Raw genomic sequence first — 20,414 nt, forward strand, 5'->3', positions numbered from 1 at the left:
TTAATTCTCGGGCGCGGCCGGGGAGGCGCCGCAAGCCTCCGGCTGGTGCGTGGAGCCGTACGACGTCTTCGACTCCCAGGTGGCAGCCGCGTTCGGGGGAACTAGAACCGGTAGAGCGTGTGTGCTTGTCCCAGCCATTCGAAGGAGAGGCGGAGGCCGGTGATTCGTTCCGCGAGGATCAGGGCGTGGACGCGCCAGTCTTCCAGCAGCCCCTCTCCCGGAACCTGTCCGGCCGCCACGTCGGCGTACCTTTCGTGCAGGTGGAAGAGTCCCTGGAGCTGCTCTTCGAGAGCCGCTGTGTCACCCCATTCGGCATCGCCGTACCTGAATCTGCAGGCACGGCGTCCATTGATCGAATAGTGCAGGGAGAAGCGCTGCAGGGTCTGCTTCCTATCAGGCATAGCGCCTTTCCATCTGACGAGAGTTGCTCGAGCGCCTTGTACGCTCGGTCGCCCGTGTACTCGATGGCGAGGAACCAGGGCGTTGCCTCACCCAGCAGCAGGAACCCGCCGAAGCCGCCTTCCATCTGTTCCTGAACGGCCTTGTCGATCAGGTCGGTGAAGTTTCCGGGCACGGGGGCGGCCGGTGCCCCGGCGTGTAGGACACTCATCGCCGTGTTGGCCGAGGACGGCTGGAACCAGGTCAGGCACAGTTCGCCGGTGATCTCACTTCGCTTAATCAGATCCCGGTAGTGTGCCTCGGTGTCGCTGAGCAACCTGTTTCCTCCGTGGGCGCTGGCTGACCGGGATTCAGGGCGATCAGCGCTCGCTCGCTGATGGTCTTGCTCACACGCAGCCGAGGAGTGTGAGGGTGGCCCGGGTTTCGCCGTCAGGATGCCATTTTCGCTTGGTCTCGATCAAGCCGGGTCGAGGGGCGTTGGATGCGATCGGGCGGGATCCGCTCAGCCTGGAACGCGAAGATCGCCGGCAGGTTCAGGCTGTCGCGGCCTAGCTCACAGGGCGCTCGTGCGCGTGGTGGTGCTCCAGAACCACTCGATCTTCACCTCGGCGCGGCGGGCGGCGAGCCACTCGTCGAAGATGCGCCGTTCGACCCGGCGGCGGGTGGCGGCGTCGAGCACGGCCTCGTGGATGGAGATCACTTTGACCAGCGGTGAGGCGAACGCCTGCGACGCGGGCACGTCCTCGATGGTCAGCCGGGCGCCGGGGGTGTGTTCGGCCAGAGTGTAGAGGTCGGTCTCGTCGGCGAGGTCGGCAGCGGGGTGGGGGAGTTCGAGCCGGGCGATCCTGGCGATGGCGAACTCGGCCCGGTGCGCCTCGAAGTACGCGTCGACCTTGCCCTCGGTCACCCGCTCGCGGATGCGGGCTATGGCCACCTCGCCGGCCACGAGCCCTTCCAGCTCGCTCTGCGTCAGGCCGCGCCGGTCCATCCAGTCCTGGGTGGACGCGGCGGTCAGCAGGCCGCGGGCGCGGCGGAAGGCGTCGACGGCCTCCTGGAGTTCCTCGTCGGTGAGCTCGAGGCGAGACTGCTCGACCTCGGCCCTGAGCAGCGCGGCGGAGATGATCCGGTCGGTCAGCCGGGCCTCGTCCCACAGGAAGTCGAGGGAGGCGACCGCATCGGCCACCCGCACGTCGACCCCGTCCACGCGGAGCAGCAGGTGTTCCCCCGCCCGGTGCACCCCGCGCAGCGGCCAGGGCAGCGCCCGGTCCGGGCACCAGGACAACGAGACGGTGCCGGCGCCGTCCTGCTTGATGAGGAGGTCGTAGTGCAGCGAGCCGTCGGACTCCTCCCGCTGCCACAGCAGGCGGAAGCGGGCCTCCGGGTGGCGTTCCCGCAGGTCGTCGACGCGGGTCTGGGCCTCGGGCGGCTCCAGGCCGGCCAGCTCGCGAAGGACGCCGAGCGCGTCGGGCAGCATGCCGTACTCCTCTCGGATGAGCGGCGCGGGACGCTGCCGGCCGTCCCGCGCCGTGGTGCCGTTTACGGGAAGCAGGCGTCGACGTCCTCGTAAGCCCTGCACCAGGGGCCGTCATAGCCGATGTCGGTGACCGAGGTGCTGAACTCGCGCGGCCTGCCGCCGTTGACGAGCTTGAGGTCGCCTTCGTCCAGCTCGGGTCCGACGGCCCCGATGTCGCTGATCTTGATCTTCGACATGATCCTCCCTTCGTCTGGTGACCGGATGATCACCTGGGGAAGATGATCGAGCGGGCGTCTTGCAGCTCAGTTGGGAACAGCTGCAAGGGTCTCGCGCCGGACCTGCCCGTGCAGGAGCAGGTCGCACAGGGCCTCGGTGATGGGCAGGCCGACGGTCTTCTCGACCCAGACCCACTGGCCGCTCGGGTTGATCTCCAGGAAGACGTACCGTCCGTCGGGGGTGAGGATCAGGTCGATCGCGCCGTACGACAGGCCGAGCCGCTCGACGATCTCGACGCAGCGCCGGGCCACCTCGGCGGGCAGGTGATGCACCTCGTGGCGGGTGGTGCCCAGGTCGTAGCGGCGCCAGTCGAACTTGGCGTGGTTGCTCTGCTGGGAGTGGATCTCGGCGGCGAACACGGTGTCCCCGACGACGGTGGCCCTGATCTCGACCTTCTTCGGCACGTACTCCTGGACGATCACCGGGGCGAAGCGGATCGCGTCGGCGTACGCCACGTCCCGCGTGGACACCGGTTCGGTGTACCTGCTGGTCCGCTCGCCGTCGGCGCGGATCAGCCAGGGCAGGTCCAGTGCCTTGGTGATGATCCGGCCGTCGTGGCGATTGTAGAAGTCGAGCAAGTCGTCGGGATCGGTGGTGATCAGCGTCTCGGGCAGCTCGAACCCGATGCGTCCGGCCAGGGTGAGCTGCCGAGACTTGCGCTGGGCACGCAGCACGGCCGACCTCGGCGCCGGCACCGTCCGGCAGTCGAGCTGCTCCCACAGGTCGGAGCTGAACGCCTCGCACTGCTGCTGGATGTAGGCACGCGCCTCCGGGTCCTCGATCTCGGGGTGGGGCTCGGGCTGCTGGGGCCGCCGGACCAGCACAGCCGTCAGCGCGTCCAGCTCGACGGTCTGCCGTTCCGTGCGCAGCCGTCGTCTGACCTGGCCGCTTCGGTCGTAGGCCGCGTCGAGGCGGGCGCGGGCGGGGAACTCCACCGGGTCGAAGAGGGTCACCTCGGCACCGCGCCGGGCCAGCAGGTTCGCGAGGTGGACGCCGTGGGGGTCCCCGTCGATCGTGAGGATGAGAACGTGATCCGCCATCGCCTGTGCTCCTGGGTCGTCCTGGTCAGGTCATGCGGACCCTAGGGAGCGCTGCTTGGATCTGACTGGCAAGCCCCTTCAGCCCGAGGTTGCGCGAAAGGAGTACGAGCCTGACCCCACCAAGAAGACCGCATGGCCCTCTTCCCGGCGGACGAGCGACACTCCGGGGGCCCGCTCGGCGGGCAGGCCGCTCTCGGTGACCGCGGCTTCCGTGGCCACCCAGACCTCGGCGGTGCAGGTGGGCGGCACGGTGACGTCCAGCTCGTAGTTCGAGTCCCCGGCGCGCCAGGCGATCTCCACCGGCCCGTGCGGGGTGCGGTGCGTGGTGGTGGCCCAGGTGATCCCGCCGCCCGGCCGCGGGCGGACCACGAGGTGCCGGTAGCCGGGAGCGGCCGCGACCAGCCCGCCGATCGTGCGGTACATCCAGTCGCCGACCGCGCCGTAGGCGTAGTGGTTGAAGGAGTTCATGCCGGGATCCTGGAGACCCCGGTGCTCGCTCCAGCCGTCCCAGCGCTCCCACATGGTCGTGGCGTCGCCGTGCACGATCGGATGCAGCCAGGAAGGGAAGGACTCCTGCGTCAGCAACCGGTAGGCCACGTCGAGGTGGCCGGTGCGGGTCAGCGCGTCCAGGAGGTACGGCGTGCCCAGGAAGCCCGTGGACAGGTGCCAGCCTCTGGCCTCGACGTCGCGGGCCAGCCGGGCGCCCGCCCGGGTCAGTTCCGGCTCCTCGAACAGGTCCGCCGCGATGGCCAGCGCGTAGGCGGTCTGGGTGCCGCTCACGAGCTCGCCCGGCCCTGAGACGAACTCGGCACGGAAGGCCTGGCGCGTGCGGGTGTACAGGTCGAGGGCGGCCCGCTCGTCCTCGGGCCGGTCCAGGGCCGCCGCCAGCTCGGCGAACTGCCGGGCCGACAACGCGGTTATCGCGGTGCCGACCAGGGGTTTGGGCGTCTCCGCCCCGAGGCTCAGCCAGTCGCCGAAACCCTCGTCCGGGAAGACGCCGCCGCAGGCCCGTCCGTCCAGGTAGTCCAGCCAGCGCCGCATCGGCTCGTAGCAGGCCTCCACGACGGCGATGTCCCCAGAAAGTCGATGCATCGCCCACGGGACCAGCACGATGGCGTCGCCCCAGCCGGGGGAGCCCGCCGCCTTGGGGTCGCCGCGTCCGGACAGCACGTCGGGGGCCACGAAGCTGATCGCGCCGTCGTCGCTCTGCGCAGCCACCACGTCGACGAGCCAGCTACGCAGGAACGCCCGCACGTCGTAGTTGAACAGCGCGGTGGGGGCGAACGCCCAGATGTCACCCGTCCAGCCGAGCCGCTCGTCCCGCTGCGGGCAGTCGGTGGGGACGGACAGGAAGTTGCCGCGCAGGCCCCACACGATGTTGCGCTGCAACTGGTTGAGCCGCTCGTCGGAGCAGGCGAACTCTCCCGCGGGCGTCATCGCGGCGTGGGCGACCCGCGCCCGCAGCGCCTCAGGGGTGAGCGGGCCGGCGAGCCCGCTGATCTCGGCGTAGCGGAAGCCGTGGAAGGTGAAACGGGGCTCGAAGGTCTCGGCGTGGGGGCCGCCCGTGGCCACGAACTCGTCCACGGACCTGGCCGAACGCAGGTTCGCCAGGTGGAGCTCCCCGTCGTGTTCGAGGACCTCGGCATGGCGGATGATGACGGGCCGCTCCCGGCTCGCGCGTGCGGTGAGCCTGACCCAGCCGACGACGTTCTGCCCGAAGTCGGCCATCCACACTCCGGGCCGCGACTGCCACACCCTGACCGGCTCCAGCTCCTGGTGGACTCGGATGGGTGGAGCGACGGCAGCGGTCACCGTGCCCGAGGGTGGGCTGACCGCGACCGCCGGCGCCCACGCGGAGTCGTCGAACCCGGCGACCGTCCAGCCTTGGGGTTCGGCCGTCAGGTCCTGGCGCTCGCCGTTCTGCAGGTCGGCGTATCTGATCGCGCCGCTGCCCGTGCGCCAGCCGGTGCCGGTCATCACCCGGGTGATCGAACCGTCGTCGTGGACGAGGTGGAGCTCGGCTCGCAGAGCGGGGCGCCTGCCGTACTGGAACGGGCCCAGCCAGCCGACGTGCCCGGCGTACCAGCCGTCGGCCAGGACGGCGCCGAGCGCGTTGCCCCCCTCGGCGATCAGCGCCGTGACGTCGTAGGACTGGTAGGTGATGCGATGGCGGTAGTCGGTCCAGCCGGGGGCGAGGTGGTCGGCTCCCACCCGGCTGCCGTTGAGGTGCAGCTCGTAGACGCCGAGCGCGGAGGCGTACAGCCGGGCGCGGCGCACGGGGCGCGGCACGTCGAACTCCGCGCGCAGGTACGGGCTGGGCCGGTCGGTGACGGGTTCGCGGCCCCAGGGCGGGTCGCCGTGCAGGCCGACCTGCTCGGCCCGCGGCCACGCGGAGTCGTCGAAGCCGGGACGCTCGAAACCGTCGGCGGGTACGGCGCAGCCGCGCCACCGCCCGTCGGAGGTGAGCGTCACGGCGGGCTGCGGCTGCGCGACGCGGTCGTCGAACACGACCTCCAGCCGCGCGCACACGCCGCCCGGCCGGCCCTCGCGGGCGACGGCCCGCACCGCCAGCACGTTCTCGCCCGGGCCCACCAGGTCTCCGACGTCGGCGAGGAACGCCCCGTCGACGGTCTCCCCGTCGGCGGCGGCACCGTTGAGATGAACCTGCGCCGCGCCGCCGGCCACCAGCCGGGCCGACAGCGGGCGCGCATCACAGGGCACGGTGACGCGGGCGCGAAAGCCGGCGGACGTGGCGGGGGAGGGGCCGCCTTCCCCCGCCACCCAGATGTACGGCACGCTCTCCAGCGTCGGCACGCGCGGCGAGAAGGGCTCCTCGGGCGCACCGATCCAGTCCGCGGTCCAGCCCGCGGTGTCGCCCAGCCCGGTCTCGAACCAGTGCCAGGGGCTCCACTCCGACCACGTACCGCGCTCGTCGGCGACCCTGACCCGCCAGTGGTAGCGGGTGCGGGGCCGCAGGGGTGCGCCACCGTAGGCGATGCCGTACGTGCGGTCAGACGACACCGGACCGCTGTCCCAAACGCTGCCCGGCCGCCCCTCCTCCTTCACCGTGATCCGATAGCCCCGCTGCGTACGGCCTCGGCCCTCGCCTGCCAGCCGCCAGGAGAACGCCGGCGAGGCCGCGTCCAGGCCGAGCGGCTCGGCCTCGCCCTCCACCCGGAGATCCACAGGGTCCAGAGGGCCGGGAGAATGGTTCACCGCGTGGTCTCCTTCACGGCCGGGTCTACTTGCCGGCGCCGTTGGAAAGGCCGCCCTGCACCCCGGCGAGGAAATGCTTGGACAGGAACACGAAGAGCAGCAGCAACGGGATGCTCGCGATGGCGTACCCGGCGAACAGCGGGCCGTATTCGGTCGCGTTCTGGGTCTGGAAGAACTGCAGACCCGCCGACACGGTGCGCAGCTCGTTCTCCGTGACGGTGAGCAGCGGCCAGAAGAAGTCGTTCCACACGCCGATCACGGTCACCAGCGCGATCGTCCCCACGATGGGGAGCGACAACGGGACCATGATGGAGACGAACATGCGCGGCCCGCTGGCGCCGTCGACCCGCGCGGCGTCGAAGAGCTCCTGCGGCAACTGCTCGACGAACGTCTTCATCAGCAGGGTCCCGAGCACCGCGCCGCCGACGATGTGCGGGATGACGAGGACGGCCCGGGTGTTGAGCAGGTCCAGATCGCGCATGAGGACGAACATCGGGATCAGGCTGGAGATCCCCGGCACCATGAGCAGCGCGACGATCAGCCCGAACAGCACCTTCCGCCCCACGAACTCGTAGCGGGCGAAGACGAACGCCGCCACCGTGCACAGCGCCAGCGCTCCGATGATGGAGCCGGCGGCGACGATCACCGAGGTGACGAAGTACGGCTGGATCTGCGCCCAGGCGCGGGCGTAGTTCTCGAAGTGGAACGGCGCGCTGGGCAGCCACCACGACTCGTAGTACTGCTGGTTGGACTTCAGCGACGCCATGAGCATGAACAGGAACGGGAAGAGCCCGACGAACGCGATGAGGCTGAGCACAGCCTTGATCCCGAACTGGTTGCCCGGCCGGCGACTCCGGGGCGCGGCCGGCCGTGTCGCGGCTCGCCCCGCCCCGCCCAGGTCCGGCGTGGAGCGGGGGCGGGGTTCGACCTCAGAGTCGACGGACATTGGCCCGGTCCTCCCTTCGTACGAACGCGATGACGACGCTCAGGATGATCGTCAGGACGAACAGCGTGGTCGACAGCGTCGCGGCGTAGCCCCAGTCGTTGGCCTGGAACGCCACGGCGAGCATCCGGAGCACCGGCACCTGGGTCGCGTTGTCGGGACCGCCTCCGGTGAGCAGGTGGGCGGCGAAGCCGTACTGCAGGACGTTGATCGTCGCCAGGAAGACCAGCAGCTTGACCTGGCTCATCATCAGCGGAAGGTCGATCGAGACGAGCCGTCGCAGCCGGCCGCACCCGTCGAGCGCGGCCGCCTCGAAGACTTCGGCCGGGACGTTCTGCAGGGTGGTGAGGAACACCAGGAACGGAAGCCCGGCGACGAACGGGAACCCGATGAGCAGCAGCGACAACAGGGCGAACTGCGGATCGCCCACCCAGTTCTGGGCCAGCGCGTCGAGGCCGACGGATCTCAGGACGCGGTTGATGACGCCGTCGCCGGGTTCGTACATGGCCGCCCAGAGCAGGACGGTGACGACCCCGGGGAAGGCCATCGGCGCGATCAGGACCGTGCGGAAGAAGAACTGCGCCCGCCTGCTCTTCAGTGTGATGATGAGCTCGGCCGCGAGCAGCGGGATCGCCCACGACACCGTGATGCCGAAGACGAAGATGACACCGAGGTTGCGGAAGGAGTCCCACCACAGGTCGTCGGCGAGCATCGTCGCGTAGTTGTCCAGCCCGACGAAGGGCGAGTCGAAGCCCGGCCGCCACTCGTAGAACGAGTGCCAGATCCCGCTCGCGGCCGGGTAGTACGCGAACACCGCCAGCGTCGCGAAGAGCGGCAGGAGGGCCAGATAGGCGTACCAGGGAAAGCGCCTGCGCGACCTCGTCCCGGCGTCGGTCATGCCTTCGCCCAGGGCTCGTCGTTCCACTTCCTGTCCTTGACGATCTGGCGGGCGCCCTTGACCCACAGGTCCTGGAGGTAGCGTTGCTGCTCCTCCAGCGACTTCGTGCCCAGCAGCCATCCCTCGACCAGGCTGAGCTTGGTCACGCTCGTCGGCCCGGCAGGGAACTCCAGGGGAACCGAGTCGCCCCACGTCCCCTCGGCGAACGCGTTCGTCTCCTCGGCTCCGGTCGCGCCCTCGACCGCGGAGATGCCGCCGGTCGCCTTCAACCAGGGGTCGATGTGCTCCGGCGTGCTGATGAACTGCAGGAACTTCAGCGTCGCGGCGAGCTTCTCGCCTTTGACCGTCGACGGGATCATGTAGCTGGTGCCGCCGATGCTGGCTCCGAACCGCGGCGCGGCGCCGCTGGCCAGCGGGGTCGACTCCGCGGTGATCTGCGGGAACGGCATGCTGGCGACGTCGAACTTCGCGTCCTGCAGGGCGCTGACGCCGAAGTTGACGCCCCACGCCATGGCGGCCTTGGCGGTGGCGAAGTCACGCAGTCCGACGACGGCGCCGTTGAGCCCCTCGGTGTTGCCCGACCAGTTCCTGTCGACGCACGCGTCCCACATCTTCTTGAGGAGCTCCAGCGTCGCGGCGACCTCGGGGGTCTTCGTCGTGAGCTCGCCGGAGAGTACGGCTTTCGCCATCGCCTTGTCGGCGACGGCCGGCGCACCGGTGGCCGACGTCGCCTTTCCCGGCTTGCCGTCGAAGGTGTAGGTGTTGAGCCGGTCGACGTGCTTGTCCAGCAACATCCCGCTGATCGCGCGGATCGTCCACTCGGGCCCGATGTCGGACCGGTCCATCGCGAGCGGCGTATAGCCCGCGGCCTTGAGCTTGGCGCAGCCCTGGAGGAGGTCTTCGAAGGTCTTGAACGGCGCCGTCAGCCCGGCCTTGGCGAACGCCTCCTTGTTGTAGAACAACCCGATCCCGACCAGGTTGAAGGGCACGAGCTCGACCTTGCCCTCGGCGTTGCGGATCTTCGGATTGCCCTGGACGTAGTAGCGCTGCCGGAAGACGTCGATCCACTTCTCGCTGCCCGGCCCGGACTTGATGTAGGGATTGGGCTTCGCGAGGTGCTCGTCGAGCGGGTGCACCATGTGCGGCTGGTGGGGCACCTGCTGGAACACCAGTTCCGGCGCGGTGCCGGAGGCGAGGTGCGTGGAGATCGTCTGCGAGAAGCTGCTCAGCGGCAGGACGACGGTCTTGACCTTGATGGTCGGCTCCGCCTTCTGGAAGGCCGCGATCAGGTCCTCCCACGGCTTACCGAAGGACGAACCGCTCTCGTTCCACTGGTTCGGGCCCTCCAGCGTGATGGTGAGGGTCTTGTCCGCCGACGGGTCGGCTCCGCCGCCACCGCAGGCGGCCAGGCCGACCGCCACGGCCGTGGCGCCGGCGGCCAGCCTTAACGCGGTCGAACTCCGCGGCCGTGATAATCCACGGCGGGTGCTTTCGATCATGCTGAATCGGAGCATGGAGATACCTTCCGCTGGGTCCACGGCCGTTGTGGTCCGGCCATGGTGTCGACGAGCACTCTGGATTGGCCCAAGGGGCAAGCTGCACGATCGGCTCCGGACCGGGCAGGCCGCGGGAGACCGGAAACCGGTCGGAGCTCGCCAGGGTTTCGGCGGAGGCCGGCGGGTGCGCCGAACGGTGCCAGATCAGCGGCTTGGGGTTTCGCTGGAACCGAATCCCTGGTTGGGGTCATGCCGACAGGCTAGGATCTCGCCTGGTCGTTCACAATGTGGAAAGCGCTCCGTTGATGGACGATCGGATCGTTCACCTGGATACGGTTTTAGAACTGACCGGTCCTTTCGGCCGGGTGGAGATACGGCGCCGGCTTGGGGTCGAGCAGGGACACCACCCGGTCCTTGATGGCATAGGCGAAGAGATGGTTGCCCAGCGGGTTGTAATGTCCCGCGCCGTCGACGAAGAACTGGCTCAGGTACTCGTCGAATCCGAGCCGGTACTTCCGGTGGTCCCGCAGGTGCACCTCGTTCATGTCGAAGTACGCGAGGTCCTCCCGCCGGAGATGGTCCACGACGTCCTGGTCATGGCGACGCTCCTGGCGATGCATCTGCCGGACCGAACGCACCGGGTCGGACAGCGCCACCAGCACCTTCCGGCCATGACGCGCGGCCCAGGCCGTGACCTTCTCCAGGATGTGGACGCTGGCCCGCTGCGCGTAGCGGTCCAGCAGGTCGCCTGTCTCGGGCAGGGACACGCTCGGAGGAAACCCGAGCAGCTCGGCCAGCCGGGCGACCTTGGCCTCGTCCACGTCGCTGACCCTGCCGCGATGGTGGAGGAAGAGTTGCAGGGCGAGTTCGTCGCGGTAGGCGTCGTGGATCCACTGTGCGTCTGTCAGGCGCTCGAGCGACTCGACGGTGGGGAAGGGGTTGTCTCGTTCGATCATGGCGCCGCTGTCGAGGTCGATCGCGATACTCGGCGCCGACAACGTGAGGACGCCCTTGGCCTGCGGCAAGTGCCGGATCAGCGGCATCGACCTGCCGAGCAGGCTCCGGGTCGAGTCGTCTCCCCAGATGTAGAAGATCACCAGTTCGGAGGGGTGCTTGCTCTCCTCCAGGACCATGCGGCGATAGGTCTGGTAGACGCTGCCGCCGCCGACGCCGAAGTTCCGGATCGGCTCCCGGAGGTGCCCGGCCAGGTACTCCTGCCAGCACTCGCCGTCGTTCACCTGGTCGCCGTGGGTGAAGCTGTCGCCGTAGGTGCTGATCCGCGCCACGCCGTCGGCGTGCACGAACGAACGCCGCGCCCCATCGTCCCGCACCTGGACGAAGACGGCGCTGCCGTCGATCCCGCCGGGCAGCCAGACGCCGGGGAACTCCGCCCCGCCACCGGGAATCACGTAGTCACGCTCGACGAAACCCAGATGGGGATCGAGCGCCCAGCGCGAGCGACCCTCCAGCGACCGGGACAGGTCCTCAGAGGTGATGGCGCAGCCGCTCAGGTAGTCGGCGTAAGTCGGTGCGGCTTCACTGATCATCGTGCCCCGCCCACGCCTGCCGGCAGGACCAGGTCCAGTCGCGCGCCGGGCTCCACCGTGTGCACGAGGCCGCCGTGGCGCAGCCGCAGGCGCGCGGTGGGGCGGGCCGACCAGTGCAGCGCCTGGTCCTGCCGTCGCCACCGAACCTCGACCGTGCCTCCGCCGGGCAGCGGGAGCCGGCCGGATGCCCCGGTTCGTTCGCCGGTGAGCAGGTCCAGGCGCAGCCCGCCGTCCGGCTCCACCCAGAGCCCGAGCAGCATCCGCGACAGCAGCCACGTCGGGGTGCCGGACCACTGGTGGCACCGGCTCCACCGAGGGTCGAAGTTCTCCCACCACGTCGTGGCCCCCTGGTCGAGCAGCCAGCCGTACAGCCGCTCGATCCGGGTGAGCACCTCGTGCGCCCGGCCGCGCCGGGCCAGCTCCACGAGCGAGAAGTGCAGGAAGTACGGCGTGGCGAAGCGCGTGCCCGTGGCGAGGTGGCTGGACAGCCGTGGTCCGGCGGGGTCGAGGGGGAAGCAGGAGTCGAGGTGGTCGAGCACCATCTGGACGGCTGCCGGCTCGGCGCTCGCCGGCAGCACGCCGGTTCGCAGCGCCAGCGCCGCGGCGTGGTAGCCGAGCGGCTCGGCGGACGTGCGCCGGGCCAGCGTCTCGCGCAGCGCCGTGGCGGCGTCGGCGGCGGCCGCGGCGTCACCGTGCTTCACCTCGCGCAGCCAGCGGGCCGAGGCGTCCAGGCCGTCGAGGGCCAGCAGCGAGATCGACAGGCCGTCGTCGGCCGCGCCCCAGTCCACGAACGGCCAGGGGAGGGGCCCCTCGACACCGGTCGCGCCGAGGCGGACGCGGAAGGCCGCGGCGTTGCGTGCCGCGGCGGGCGCCAGCTCGCCGAGCAGTTCGCCGCTGCCGGTGAGCGCGGCGTGCCGCAGGACGGCCCCTGGCCACAGCGCGGAGTACGACGCGAGGTGCCGCGGGGAGCCGGGGCCCTGACCGGCCACGAACCCGTCGTCGTCGGCGCAGGCCGCCGCGGTCCGCAGCGAGCGCGCGATGATCCGCAGATCCCCGTGCGAGACGGCGGCGATCTCCATCCCGACCACGGCGTCGCCGAGCCACTGGCCGCGCTCGCGGACCGGGCAGTCGACCAGCGCGTCCTCCGAGCAGGCCCGCAGCGTGTCGACGCCGACCTGCCAGATGCGGTCGAGCCTGGGCGAGCCGGTCACCAGGCCGCCGACCGGCTCGGCCGGGACGCTGCCGCGCTCGTCCCAGCGCAGTTCGCCGATGCGGGCCCGCGAGTCCAGCACGTGCACCTCGACCCAGCGCCCGGCGCGCGGAGAGACCGGTCCCAGGCGCTGCTGACCGCCCGCGGCGACGTAGTGGTCGAGGTTGGCCGACAGGCCGTTGCTCATCGAGATCCACGGCGTGACCCGGCCGTCGACGAGGTCCTCGCAGTAGACGAGGTCGACGGCTGCGCCCGCAGGCGCGCTGATCTCGACGGTGGGCCGGCCGAGCCGGACGCGACCGAGGTCGAAGCGCGCCCACACGCCCTGCGCGGGCACCTGCCCGTCCGGCGCCAGTTGCCGGGCGAACAGCGCGGCGGCGGGGTCGTCCTCGAAGAGCAGCAGGCGCTCGACCAGGTCCCCCTCCGCCGCGCGGCCGGCGGTGAGGGGCGTCCAGGACACCGGCGGGCCGGTGTCGGGTAGGGGGGTGGGCAGGCCGGGCACCGGCACCGCGGGCGCCCAGGCGTCGGCGGCGAGGTCGGGGCCTGTCCACGCGGGCAGCTCTCGCGTGTCGCACCACTCGACGAAACCGAGGTTGTCGTTGAGGCGGCGGACCCGCGACCGGTAGCCGGGCAACCGCGTTGCCCGCCAGTCGAGGCCGGGGCTCCCGTCCACCTCGACCCACAGGTGCGGCGGCACGACCGCCGCCTGTTCGGTCGGCACGCCCGGGTGCACGACGTGGAAGGCCAGCACGTGCGGGCCGGAGGCCAGGTCGAGCGGGACCTCCACGTGTTCCGGGCGGCCGGCGGGGGCGCGCGGCGGGCCTTCGGCGACGGGTGTCCCGTCCACGTACAGCACCGCCCACCACGAGGCGGAGAAGCGCACGACGAGGCGGCGCGCCTCCGGCAGGTCGGCCACCGCGCGGACGCCCACATGGGCGTCGACCTCCACCCCGGAAGCCGTGCCGTCCGTCCAGAGATGTGTCATGAGGTCCCCTCGGGTCGTACGGCGACGGCGACGGCGTCGAACCGGTCGGGCAGGTGGATCGTGAGCTCCGTCCCGCCCACCAGCTCCTCCGGTACGGCTCCCGCGGGAAAGCTCCGCACGCGGTAGCGCTCCCCGTCGCGCAGCCCGTGCAGCCGCACCCGCAGCCGGTCGTCCTCGCAGTCCTGCCGCCACACGCCGAGCAGGCAGCCGGCCTCGGAGAAGACCTCCAGAGCCGTCACCGCCTCGGTGCGGTGCAGCGGCTGCTCCTGCCCGTGCCGGCGCACCGAGGCCCCCGCGAGCAGGTCGGCCGAGGCGTTCGCGAAGGCCACCGCCTCGACCATCAGCGCCCGCCGGTCCGCGTCGAGGCGGTCCACCGGCCCGCTCAGGGTCATCCGCCCGAGCAGCCCGGTGACCAGGCGGTATCTCGTCTCGGCGAGGCTCAGCTCCGGCTCGAGAACGGCCCAGCTGACCGCCTGCGCCGGGTGCAGCACGTCGAGCACCGCCCGCAACACGTTGGGGAAGCTGCGCCAGCCACCGGGCCAGTGGCCGTGATCGCTGACGCTGCCCAGATGGGTGCGCGACAGCAGGCCGTAGTCGGTGCGCCCGCCGCCGCTCGCGCAGTTCTCCAGCACGACCTGCGGGTGCCGGGCGCGCAGCCCGTCGAGCACCGCCTGCCAGCCCGCGGCGAGCGCGAGCGCGCCCTGCCCCGGCCCGTGCGGCGGCGCGTCCGGTCCCGGGACGACCTCGGTGTTGTAGTCGAACTTGAAGTAGGCATAGCCGTCGCCGACGAGCCCGTCCAGCACACCGGCCAGGTGCTCACGGACCACGGGCAGCCGCAGATCGAGGAACGCGCGGCCGGCGTCCAGCAGCGGCCGCCCGTCGCGCTGCAGCAGCCAGTCCGGGTGCTCGTCCACCAGGCGCGAGCCGAGCCCGGCGACCTCGGGCTCGAGCCAGATGCCCGGCACCAGCCCGCCGTCCCTCAGCTCGCCCGCCAGGGCTTTCATGCCGTCGGGGAAGCGGCTCTCGTCGTGCGTCCAGTCGCCCGCCAGGGTCCACCAGGTGGCCACCTCTCCCTCGGGCGTCTGCGGCGAGTACCAGCCGGCGTCCAGGACGAACGTCTCCACGCCGGTGCCCGCCAGCGCGGCGGCCTGTGCCGCGACGGTCGAGGCGTCGAGCGTGTTCATCGTCGCGTGGTACTCGTTGTAGACGACGCCGCGCCGCGGCTCCCGAGGCGCCTGGTGCAGCCGGCGGTGCCGGTGGAAGGCGTCGACCACCTCCGCGCGGTCGCCCTCCACCACGCCGACCACGACCGGCACCGTCTCCAGCCGCTCGCCCGCGCCCAGCACGTGCCGCCAGTGCCCACCCGCGTGGTTGGGCCCGCCGGCCTGCGTGTAGACCGTGCCGGACTCGGCGCCGACCTCCATGCGCCAGCTCGCGGAGGAATCGACCTGCATGCCGTACGAGATGCCCGTCGCGCGGTCCTCGAGCACGTAGAACGGCAGGAGGTGCTTCGACGACCACGACCCGGTCGTCTCCACCGACCAGGCGTTGATGCAGGACACCGGGTACAGCCCGGCGTCCGTCACCGGCCGCGACCGCAGGGCGCCTTCCCAGCACCAGCCACCGTCGTAGGTGTGCAGCCACAGCGCGTCGAAGTCGCCGTGCGCGGCCAGGCCGCGCAGCAGGCCGCTGCTGACGTGCTCGACGGTCAGCGGTCCCTCGGCGGCCCGGACGCCGGTCCAGCGGGTCAGGCAGGACGAATCGGGCCTGGCCACGAAGTGCAGGTCCACCTGGAGGCCCCGTGCGCCCGACGAGCTGATGACGACGTGCAGGCCGCCGTCCGGCAGCCGTTCGGCCCGGTGGCTCTGGACGGTGGTGCTCCACGTGCTGCCGCAGCCCGTCCACCGGGTGCCGTGCTGGGGGAGCGGGCGGTCGTCCCCGGCCAGGTGCAGCTCGACCTCGGCGCCGAGAGGGCCGGTCAGGTCGAGCCGGTGGCTCGGGGCGAACCCGGCCTGGCGTGCCGTACCGGCGATGTCGACCGCGTGCACCACGCCGGCGGTGCTGAGCAGGAGCAGCGACCCGTCGGTGTCGAGCTCGGGGCGGCTCACCACCGGCGCTCCTTCAGCGCGGCGGCCAGCGGAGCGTCCAGGAAGAACAGGTCGTTGCCCGCCGTGGCGGACTCTCCCGGGGCGATGGGACCGAAGGCGCTGGCGGCGTGGATGCAGGAGTACTCCCTGTTGTGGAACAGGAACGCCGCCGGACGGCCGACGGTGGCGACGGTGCGGGTGCCGTCGCGGCTCTGCACCGCCAGCCACGGGTCGAGGACGACGTCGGGTGTGGCGCGGAAGCCGGCGACGAACGGCAGGTCCGTCGCCGGTGGCGCGCCGGCGGTCGAGTAGAGCTGTACGGCGGGGCGGGTGCTGTGCCGGCGGGGCACGGAGAGCAGGGGCACGGGCTCGCCGGCGATGCCGGTCCAGTGCCTCTCGCAGTCGTGGTCCCGGACGTCCCAGGCGTCGCCGCAGGCCAGGCAGTTGAAGGCCAGGGCGTGCCGCCAGGGGCGGTCGCTCTCGTTCGTCAGGGTGTAGGAGACCACGACGGCGTCGTCGCCGGACAGGTCGACCGTCATCCGGTAGGCCAGCTCGCCGGGCCGGCGTCCGGTCGCCTGCCAGAGGCGGGCGTCCGGCTGCTCCCACTCCGGCACGAGCGTGGTGTACCAGACGGCGGCCGCGGCGTCGCCGATTGCTTCCGGGAAGGCGAGGGAGAAGCGGGCGCCGGGAAAGGCGGGCACCTCGCTCAGCCAGGCGCTCATGGTTCCTGCGGGCTCGAGCTTCATCATCTCTTCCTCAGCTGCTTCGCGCGACGCGGAAGCCGATGTAGTCCGTGCGGTTCAGCGCCCAGCCCGACTGCCCGACCGCCGCCACCCGCAGGTTGACCGGGGCCGTCGTCAGCCAGCTACCGCCCTTGACGATCGCGGTCGCGGGGTCGGGCTGGTCGGCGGTCCACTCGGCGACGTTGCCCGACAGGTCCAGGACGCCGAACGGGCTGGCCCCGGCCGGCCGCGATCCGGCCGGAGCGGTGCCGAGCGCGCCGTAGTGGGCCGACGACGGCGCGAACTCGTCGCCCCACGGGAAGAGGCGGCGGTCGTCGCCCCGCGCCGCGCGCTCCCACTCCGCCGCCGACGGCAGCCGCACCCCGGCCCACGCGGCGAAGGCGTGGGCGTCGTGCAGGCTGACGTGCGTGACGGGGTGATCGGCCAGGTCCGGCGGCGGGGCCGAGCCTTGCCACCAGCCGGGCGCCTCGCCGCCGCCGTCGGCGACGAAGCAGGCCCACTGCTCGTTGGTGACGGGCGTGCGGCCGATGTCGTACCCGGGCAGCTCGACCCGGGCGCCGGGCACCTCGCCGTCGAACCAGGACGGGTGCAGGCCGAAACGCTCGGCGAGCTCGTCGACCTGCGTGCTCAGGGTCCCGGTCCGCGCGGTTCCCGGCGGGATGCGGACCAGGTCCAGCTCCAACTTGCTCGGCACAGTGCTCCTTCTCGTACGGCGAAGCCGGGGTTCTAGAAGTCGATGGTCAGCGTGGACTGCTGGGCGTGGCGCATCTTGACGAACGTGGTGCCGTTCGCGCCGTGCTTCCACCCCTCCGGGGCGGCGTCGAGATCGGTGACCGGCGGGAGAGTGCGGCCGTCGACCTGGACGGCACGCGGGCTGGGAAGGCCGGTGACCAGCAGTTGCGACGCGTGCCCCGCGAAGAACCCCAGTCTGGCGGTCAGCCTGGACGAGGTGCGCTCGGCGCTCAGCACGTCGGCGGCGGTGGAGATCCGGGTGTTCGGGTGGATCAGCGCGGTCTGCACGTCGACGGGGTGGCCGAGAAGCATGACGACGGGCTTGAGGATGTCGTCGGGGTTGAGGTCGAAGTCCTTCACCGGCGTGTTCGGGACCAGCAGCCAGCTGTCGGGGTAGCCGCCCTTGTAGGGCTCGGTCGTCCGCTGCTGGTGCAGCGCGCTGATCACGATGGCTTCGGCTATCCGGCGCCACGGGAACCCTCCGATGTCGGCGGGCAGGTGGAACGGCTTGGTGCAGGACGGGTCGGCGACGGCGTCGAGGAGGCTGAGCAGGAAGTAGGCGTAGACCAGGCCCACCCACTGCACCGGCCGGCCGAACCACGGGATGGTGAACATCGTCGCGCCGTAGTCGGAGATGGAGGCGTACGGCATGTACGGCCGGTCAGGCGCCGACCACGCGTACAGGAACGGCAGCCCGGTCCGCGCCCAGTAGATCGCCCGGTCCAGGTGCCGGGTGTCCCCGGTGAGCCGGTACGCCTCGGTGTAGGCGGCGATGCCGTACGAGGAGCCGAGCAGCGTGGGGGTGTGGATCGGCATCTCCCAGACGCCCACGGCGCGTGGCACGTCGAACTGCTCGATGAAGGCGAGCGCGCGCATGCCCGCCTGATGGGCGACGGGGTCGCCGGTGAGCCGGGCGTAGCGCAGGAGGCCGTGCGCGTGGACGGTCGAGACGCCCATGATCTCGGTGCCGGGCACGCCCAGGATCTCGTCTTCCTTGTCCTTGGGGTTGAAGGCCCAGCCGCCGGACGGCAACTGCGAGTTGATCCTCGCGTCCCTGTTCTTCTCGAACTCGGCGATGGCGCCCTCGAGATGGCCGAGGTAGAACGGCGCGTGGAACCAGCCGCTGTAAGTGCCGTCCATGTTCCCCAGCGCGCTCGGGCCGTTGTTGGTGAGGACGCTGACCACGAATTCGTGCACCCGGGTGAGCGCGGCGGAGTCACCGGTCAGGAGCCCGGCGAGGTGCAGGTTCACCGCGTACGGCACGTACTGCATCGCCTGCTGGCCTGACCACGCCGCCCACCCCTTGACCGCCGGGTCCCAGTAGGAGTCGAGGTAGGCGTGCCGGACGAGCGCCAGCTCGTCCGTCCAGGTGAACGGCATCGTCCCGGGTTCGGGGACGCCGTGCAGCGAGTACCAGTCCTCGACGGCGGTGAGGACGTCGGCGGTGGGGTTGACGACGAAATCTGCGGTGACGGAGAGCGGCCGACCGGCCGCCGCGCTGTAGGGTGTCGTCGCCCAGGGCGCGTTCTCCGCGACTTGGTCGGGCACGGCCGGGACGAACAGCGACAGCAGATGGTTGGCCTGCCCGGCGAGCCAGTTGGGCGAGGCGAACCGCGCGCTGGGGTATCGGTTCTGGCCGTCCCACTGCTGGTTCGTGTCCCAGGCGAGCGAGACGGTCGAACCGCCCGCGGAGATCGCCATCACCGGGACGGTGACCCTCAGCGGATGCGGTGTCGTCCGGAGGCTGTCCGGCGGCCACACATCGAGGGTGCTCGACGATCTCTCGCCGGCGACGAGCCATTCCAGCCCGGGGAAGAGCCCCATGTGCTTGGGCTTGCCGAAACTGCCCTCGCCCGCGGTGAGCGAGGGGCCGCCGAAGGCCAGGAGCCTCGCCTGACGGTCGGGCGTGATCGAGTACGTGGCCTGGATGGCGCGCGCGGCTGTGCCGGCGTCGTCGGCCACGGGCCGGGCGGCGAGCCGTACCCGCGCGGTCCACCGCACGCCGTCGGCGTCGGTCACCTGCCCGGTCAGGACGACATGGTCGGCGGCCAGCTGAGCGGTGTCCGGGACGATCGGCAGCAGCTTGACGCCGTCGGCGGCGGGGCCGATGAGGTAGCTCAGCGGCTGGGCGGTCGCCATGCGCCGCCACTCCTGGCCGTGCCGGACGTCGAGGAGGAGCTGGGCGTAGCCGCCGGAGCCGCGCACGACGATCGCGCGGACGTTCTTGTTCTGCAGGTGCACGTGCCCTTGCTGGTCCTGGAAGACGTGCACGCCGCTAGGCCACCAGTGGGCGGACGGAGGCGCCACGGGGACGACGGGCAGGATCGCGCCGAACTGCTGCCGGCTGCCGGGCGCCTCCAGGTCGAACGTGGCCACGCCGGGCACGTCGGTCGCCGGGCGGGCCGTCCACAGCAGTTGCGCCTTGCCGTCCGGCTGGATGACGGGAGCCGTCTGTGTCGCGTTTCCCGTGACCAGGCTCACCCCGTTCGGCAGCGTGAGCTTCGCGGGGAAGGCCACGGACGGCTCGCCGCCGACGTTGGACACCTGGACGGCCAGGGTGAGCTCCTCGCCGGGGCGGACCGAGCCCGGCCGGACGATGAGCGGCGCGATCGCGATCCTGGCGCCGAGCCGGTCGATGCGGATGTAGTCGAACTCGATCTCGGCGCCGTCGGCGGCCGGCGGCTCCCGGTCCAGCCGGAAGACCTTCACCGTTCCCTGCTGCCACAGCGCGTTCTTCGCGGCGAGGTCCACCGTGTACTCGTGGAAGGCGCCGTCGGCCTTGATCGGGATCTCGATCAGCTTGTCCACGCCGAGCGTCGGGGACTTGTCGGTGGCGAAGTAGACCGCGATGCTCTCGCCGGAGGTCGCCCGCATCCGGAACCGGAGAATGCGGTCGCGGATGCCGTTGAGGTTCAACGGCGGCGCGGTCATGTAGGGGTCGAAGCCGGTGACGCTGGTGCTGAGCGTGCCGCCGCGCACGACGAACGGCGCCAGCCCTTGCGCCGCCGTCCAGCCTTCGGCGTTGCCGTCGGTGTTGAACTCCCACGCCACCGCCGTGCCGGTGGTGGTGATCGGCTGGATGAACAGGCCCCGGGCCGAATCGAACTCCCAGAGCCCGGCCGCGGCCGACTCGGCGGACTCGGCGGCGTCGGCCGCGGTGACCCTGAAGAAGCCGCTGCCGAGCACGGCGACGGTGCCCATGCCGCTCAGTTGGAGGAACTGCCGCCGTCCGATGCCGTTGGTGCCCATGGCTCCGACCTTTCGTTCGCTGGGGGGTGAGCCGCGTGAGCGGCTGGGGAGATCGATCACGCCGTGATCACCGGAAGGGCCCGGGGAGACGGGACGGCATCAGCGGAGGCGTGGGCGTC

Annotated in this window: 14 protein-coding genes; all 14 read right to left on the bottom strand. The window is 71.3% G+C overall.

Translation table 11 applies throughout. From position 1 onward, the window contains the following. Positions 1–178: 178 nt before the first annotated feature. Positions 179–715: a hypothetical protein gene (locus AB0I67_RS20570; RefSeq protein ID WP_357925729.1), complete on the bottom strand. Its 537-nt coding sequence runs from the start codon at positions 713–715 to the stop codon at positions 179–181. 237 nt (positions 716–952) lie between these two features. Next, positions 953–1,873, bottom strand: coding sequence for a TIGR04500 family putative peptide maturation system protein (locus AB0I67_RS20575; protein ID WP_357925731.1), 921 nt, complete (start codon positions 1,871–1,873; stop codon positions 953–955). A 62-nt stretch (positions 1,874–1,935) separates the two neighbouring features. Then, positions 1,936–2,109 carry a hypothetical protein gene (locus AB0I67_RS20580; protein WP_357925733.1) on the bottom strand — a complete coding sequence of 58 codons (174 nt, stop codon included), beginning with the start codon at positions 2,107–2,109 and terminating at the stop codon, positions 1,936–1,938. Between the two features lie 66 nt (positions 2,110–2,175). Beyond that, positions 2,176–3,189: an MvdC/MvdD family ATP grasp protein gene (locus AB0I67_RS20585; protein ID WP_357925736.1), complete on the bottom strand. Its 1,014-nt coding sequence runs from the start codon at positions 3,187–3,189 to the stop codon at positions 2,176–2,178. Between the two features lie 78 nt (positions 3,190–3,267). Continuing rightward, on the bottom strand, positions 3,268–6,375 hold the full coding sequence (locus AB0I67_RS20590) for a family 78 glycoside hydrolase catalytic domain (protein WP_357925739.1): 3,108 nt from the start codon (positions 6,373–6,375) through the stop codon (positions 3,268–3,270). 55 nt (positions 6,376–6,430) lie between these two features. Continuing rightward, entirely contained in the window at positions 6,431–7,351 is a 921-nt protein-coding gene (locus tag AB0I67_RS20595) for a carbohydrate ABC transporter permease (protein WP_357925742.1), read from the bottom strand. Then, on the bottom strand, positions 7,335–8,273 hold the full coding sequence (locus AB0I67_RS20600) for a sugar ABC transporter permease (protein ID WP_357925744.1): 939 nt from the start codon (positions 8,271–8,273) through the stop codon (positions 7,335–7,337). Before AB0I67_RS20600 ends, AB0I67_RS20595 begins: the two co-directional genes overlap by 17 nt. Then, positions 8,243–9,760: an extracellular solute-binding protein gene (locus tag AB0I67_RS20605; RefSeq protein ID WP_357925746.1), complete on the bottom strand. Its 1,518-nt coding sequence runs from the start codon at positions 9,758–9,760 to the stop codon at positions 8,243–8,245. Before AB0I67_RS20605 ends, AB0I67_RS20600 begins: the two co-directional genes overlap by 31 nt. A 320-nt stretch (positions 9,761–10,080) precedes the next feature. Then, positions 10,081–11,289: a hypothetical protein gene (locus tag AB0I67_RS20610; protein ID WP_357925748.1), complete on the bottom strand. Its 1,209-nt coding sequence runs from the start codon at positions 11,287–11,289 to the stop codon at positions 10,081–10,083. Beyond that, entirely contained in the window at positions 11,286–13,484 is a 2,199-nt protein-coding gene (locus AB0I67_RS20615) for a hypothetical protein (RefSeq protein ID WP_357925751.1), read from the bottom strand. The genes AB0I67_RS20610 and AB0I67_RS20615 overlap by 4 nt, the downstream gene beginning before the upstream one ends. Continuing rightward, complete coding sequence (locus tag AB0I67_RS20620) at positions 13,481–15,592, bottom strand: glycoside hydrolase family 36 protein (protein ID WP_357925753.1); 2,112 nt, start codon at positions 15,590–15,592, stop codon at positions 13,481–13,483. Before AB0I67_RS20620 ends, AB0I67_RS20615 begins: the two co-directional genes overlap by 4 nt. Continuing rightward, entirely contained in the window at positions 15,589–16,320 is a 732-nt protein-coding gene (locus AB0I67_RS20625; protein WP_357925756.1) for a hypothetical protein, read from the bottom strand. Before AB0I67_RS20625 ends, AB0I67_RS20620 begins: the two co-directional genes overlap by 4 nt. A gap of 7 nt (positions 16,321–16,327) precedes the next feature. Further along, complete coding sequence (locus tag AB0I67_RS20630; protein ID WP_357925758.1) at positions 16,328–17,008, bottom strand: SUMF1/EgtB/PvdO family nonheme iron enzyme; 681 nt, start codon at positions 17,006–17,008, stop codon at positions 16,328–16,330. 32 nt (positions 17,009–17,040) lie between these two features. Then, positions 17,041–20,295, bottom strand: a complete 3,255-nt coding sequence (locus AB0I67_RS20635) for a hypothetical protein (protein ID WP_357925761.1) — start codon at positions 20,293–20,295, stop codon at positions 17,041–17,043. Positions 20,296–20,414 lie beyond the last annotated feature (119 nt).

It is taken from the genome of Nonomuraea sp. NPDC050310, from assembly GCF_040655795.1.
Classification (GTDB): Bacteria; Actinomycetota; Actinomycetes; order Streptosporangiales; family Streptosporangiaceae; genus Nonomuraea.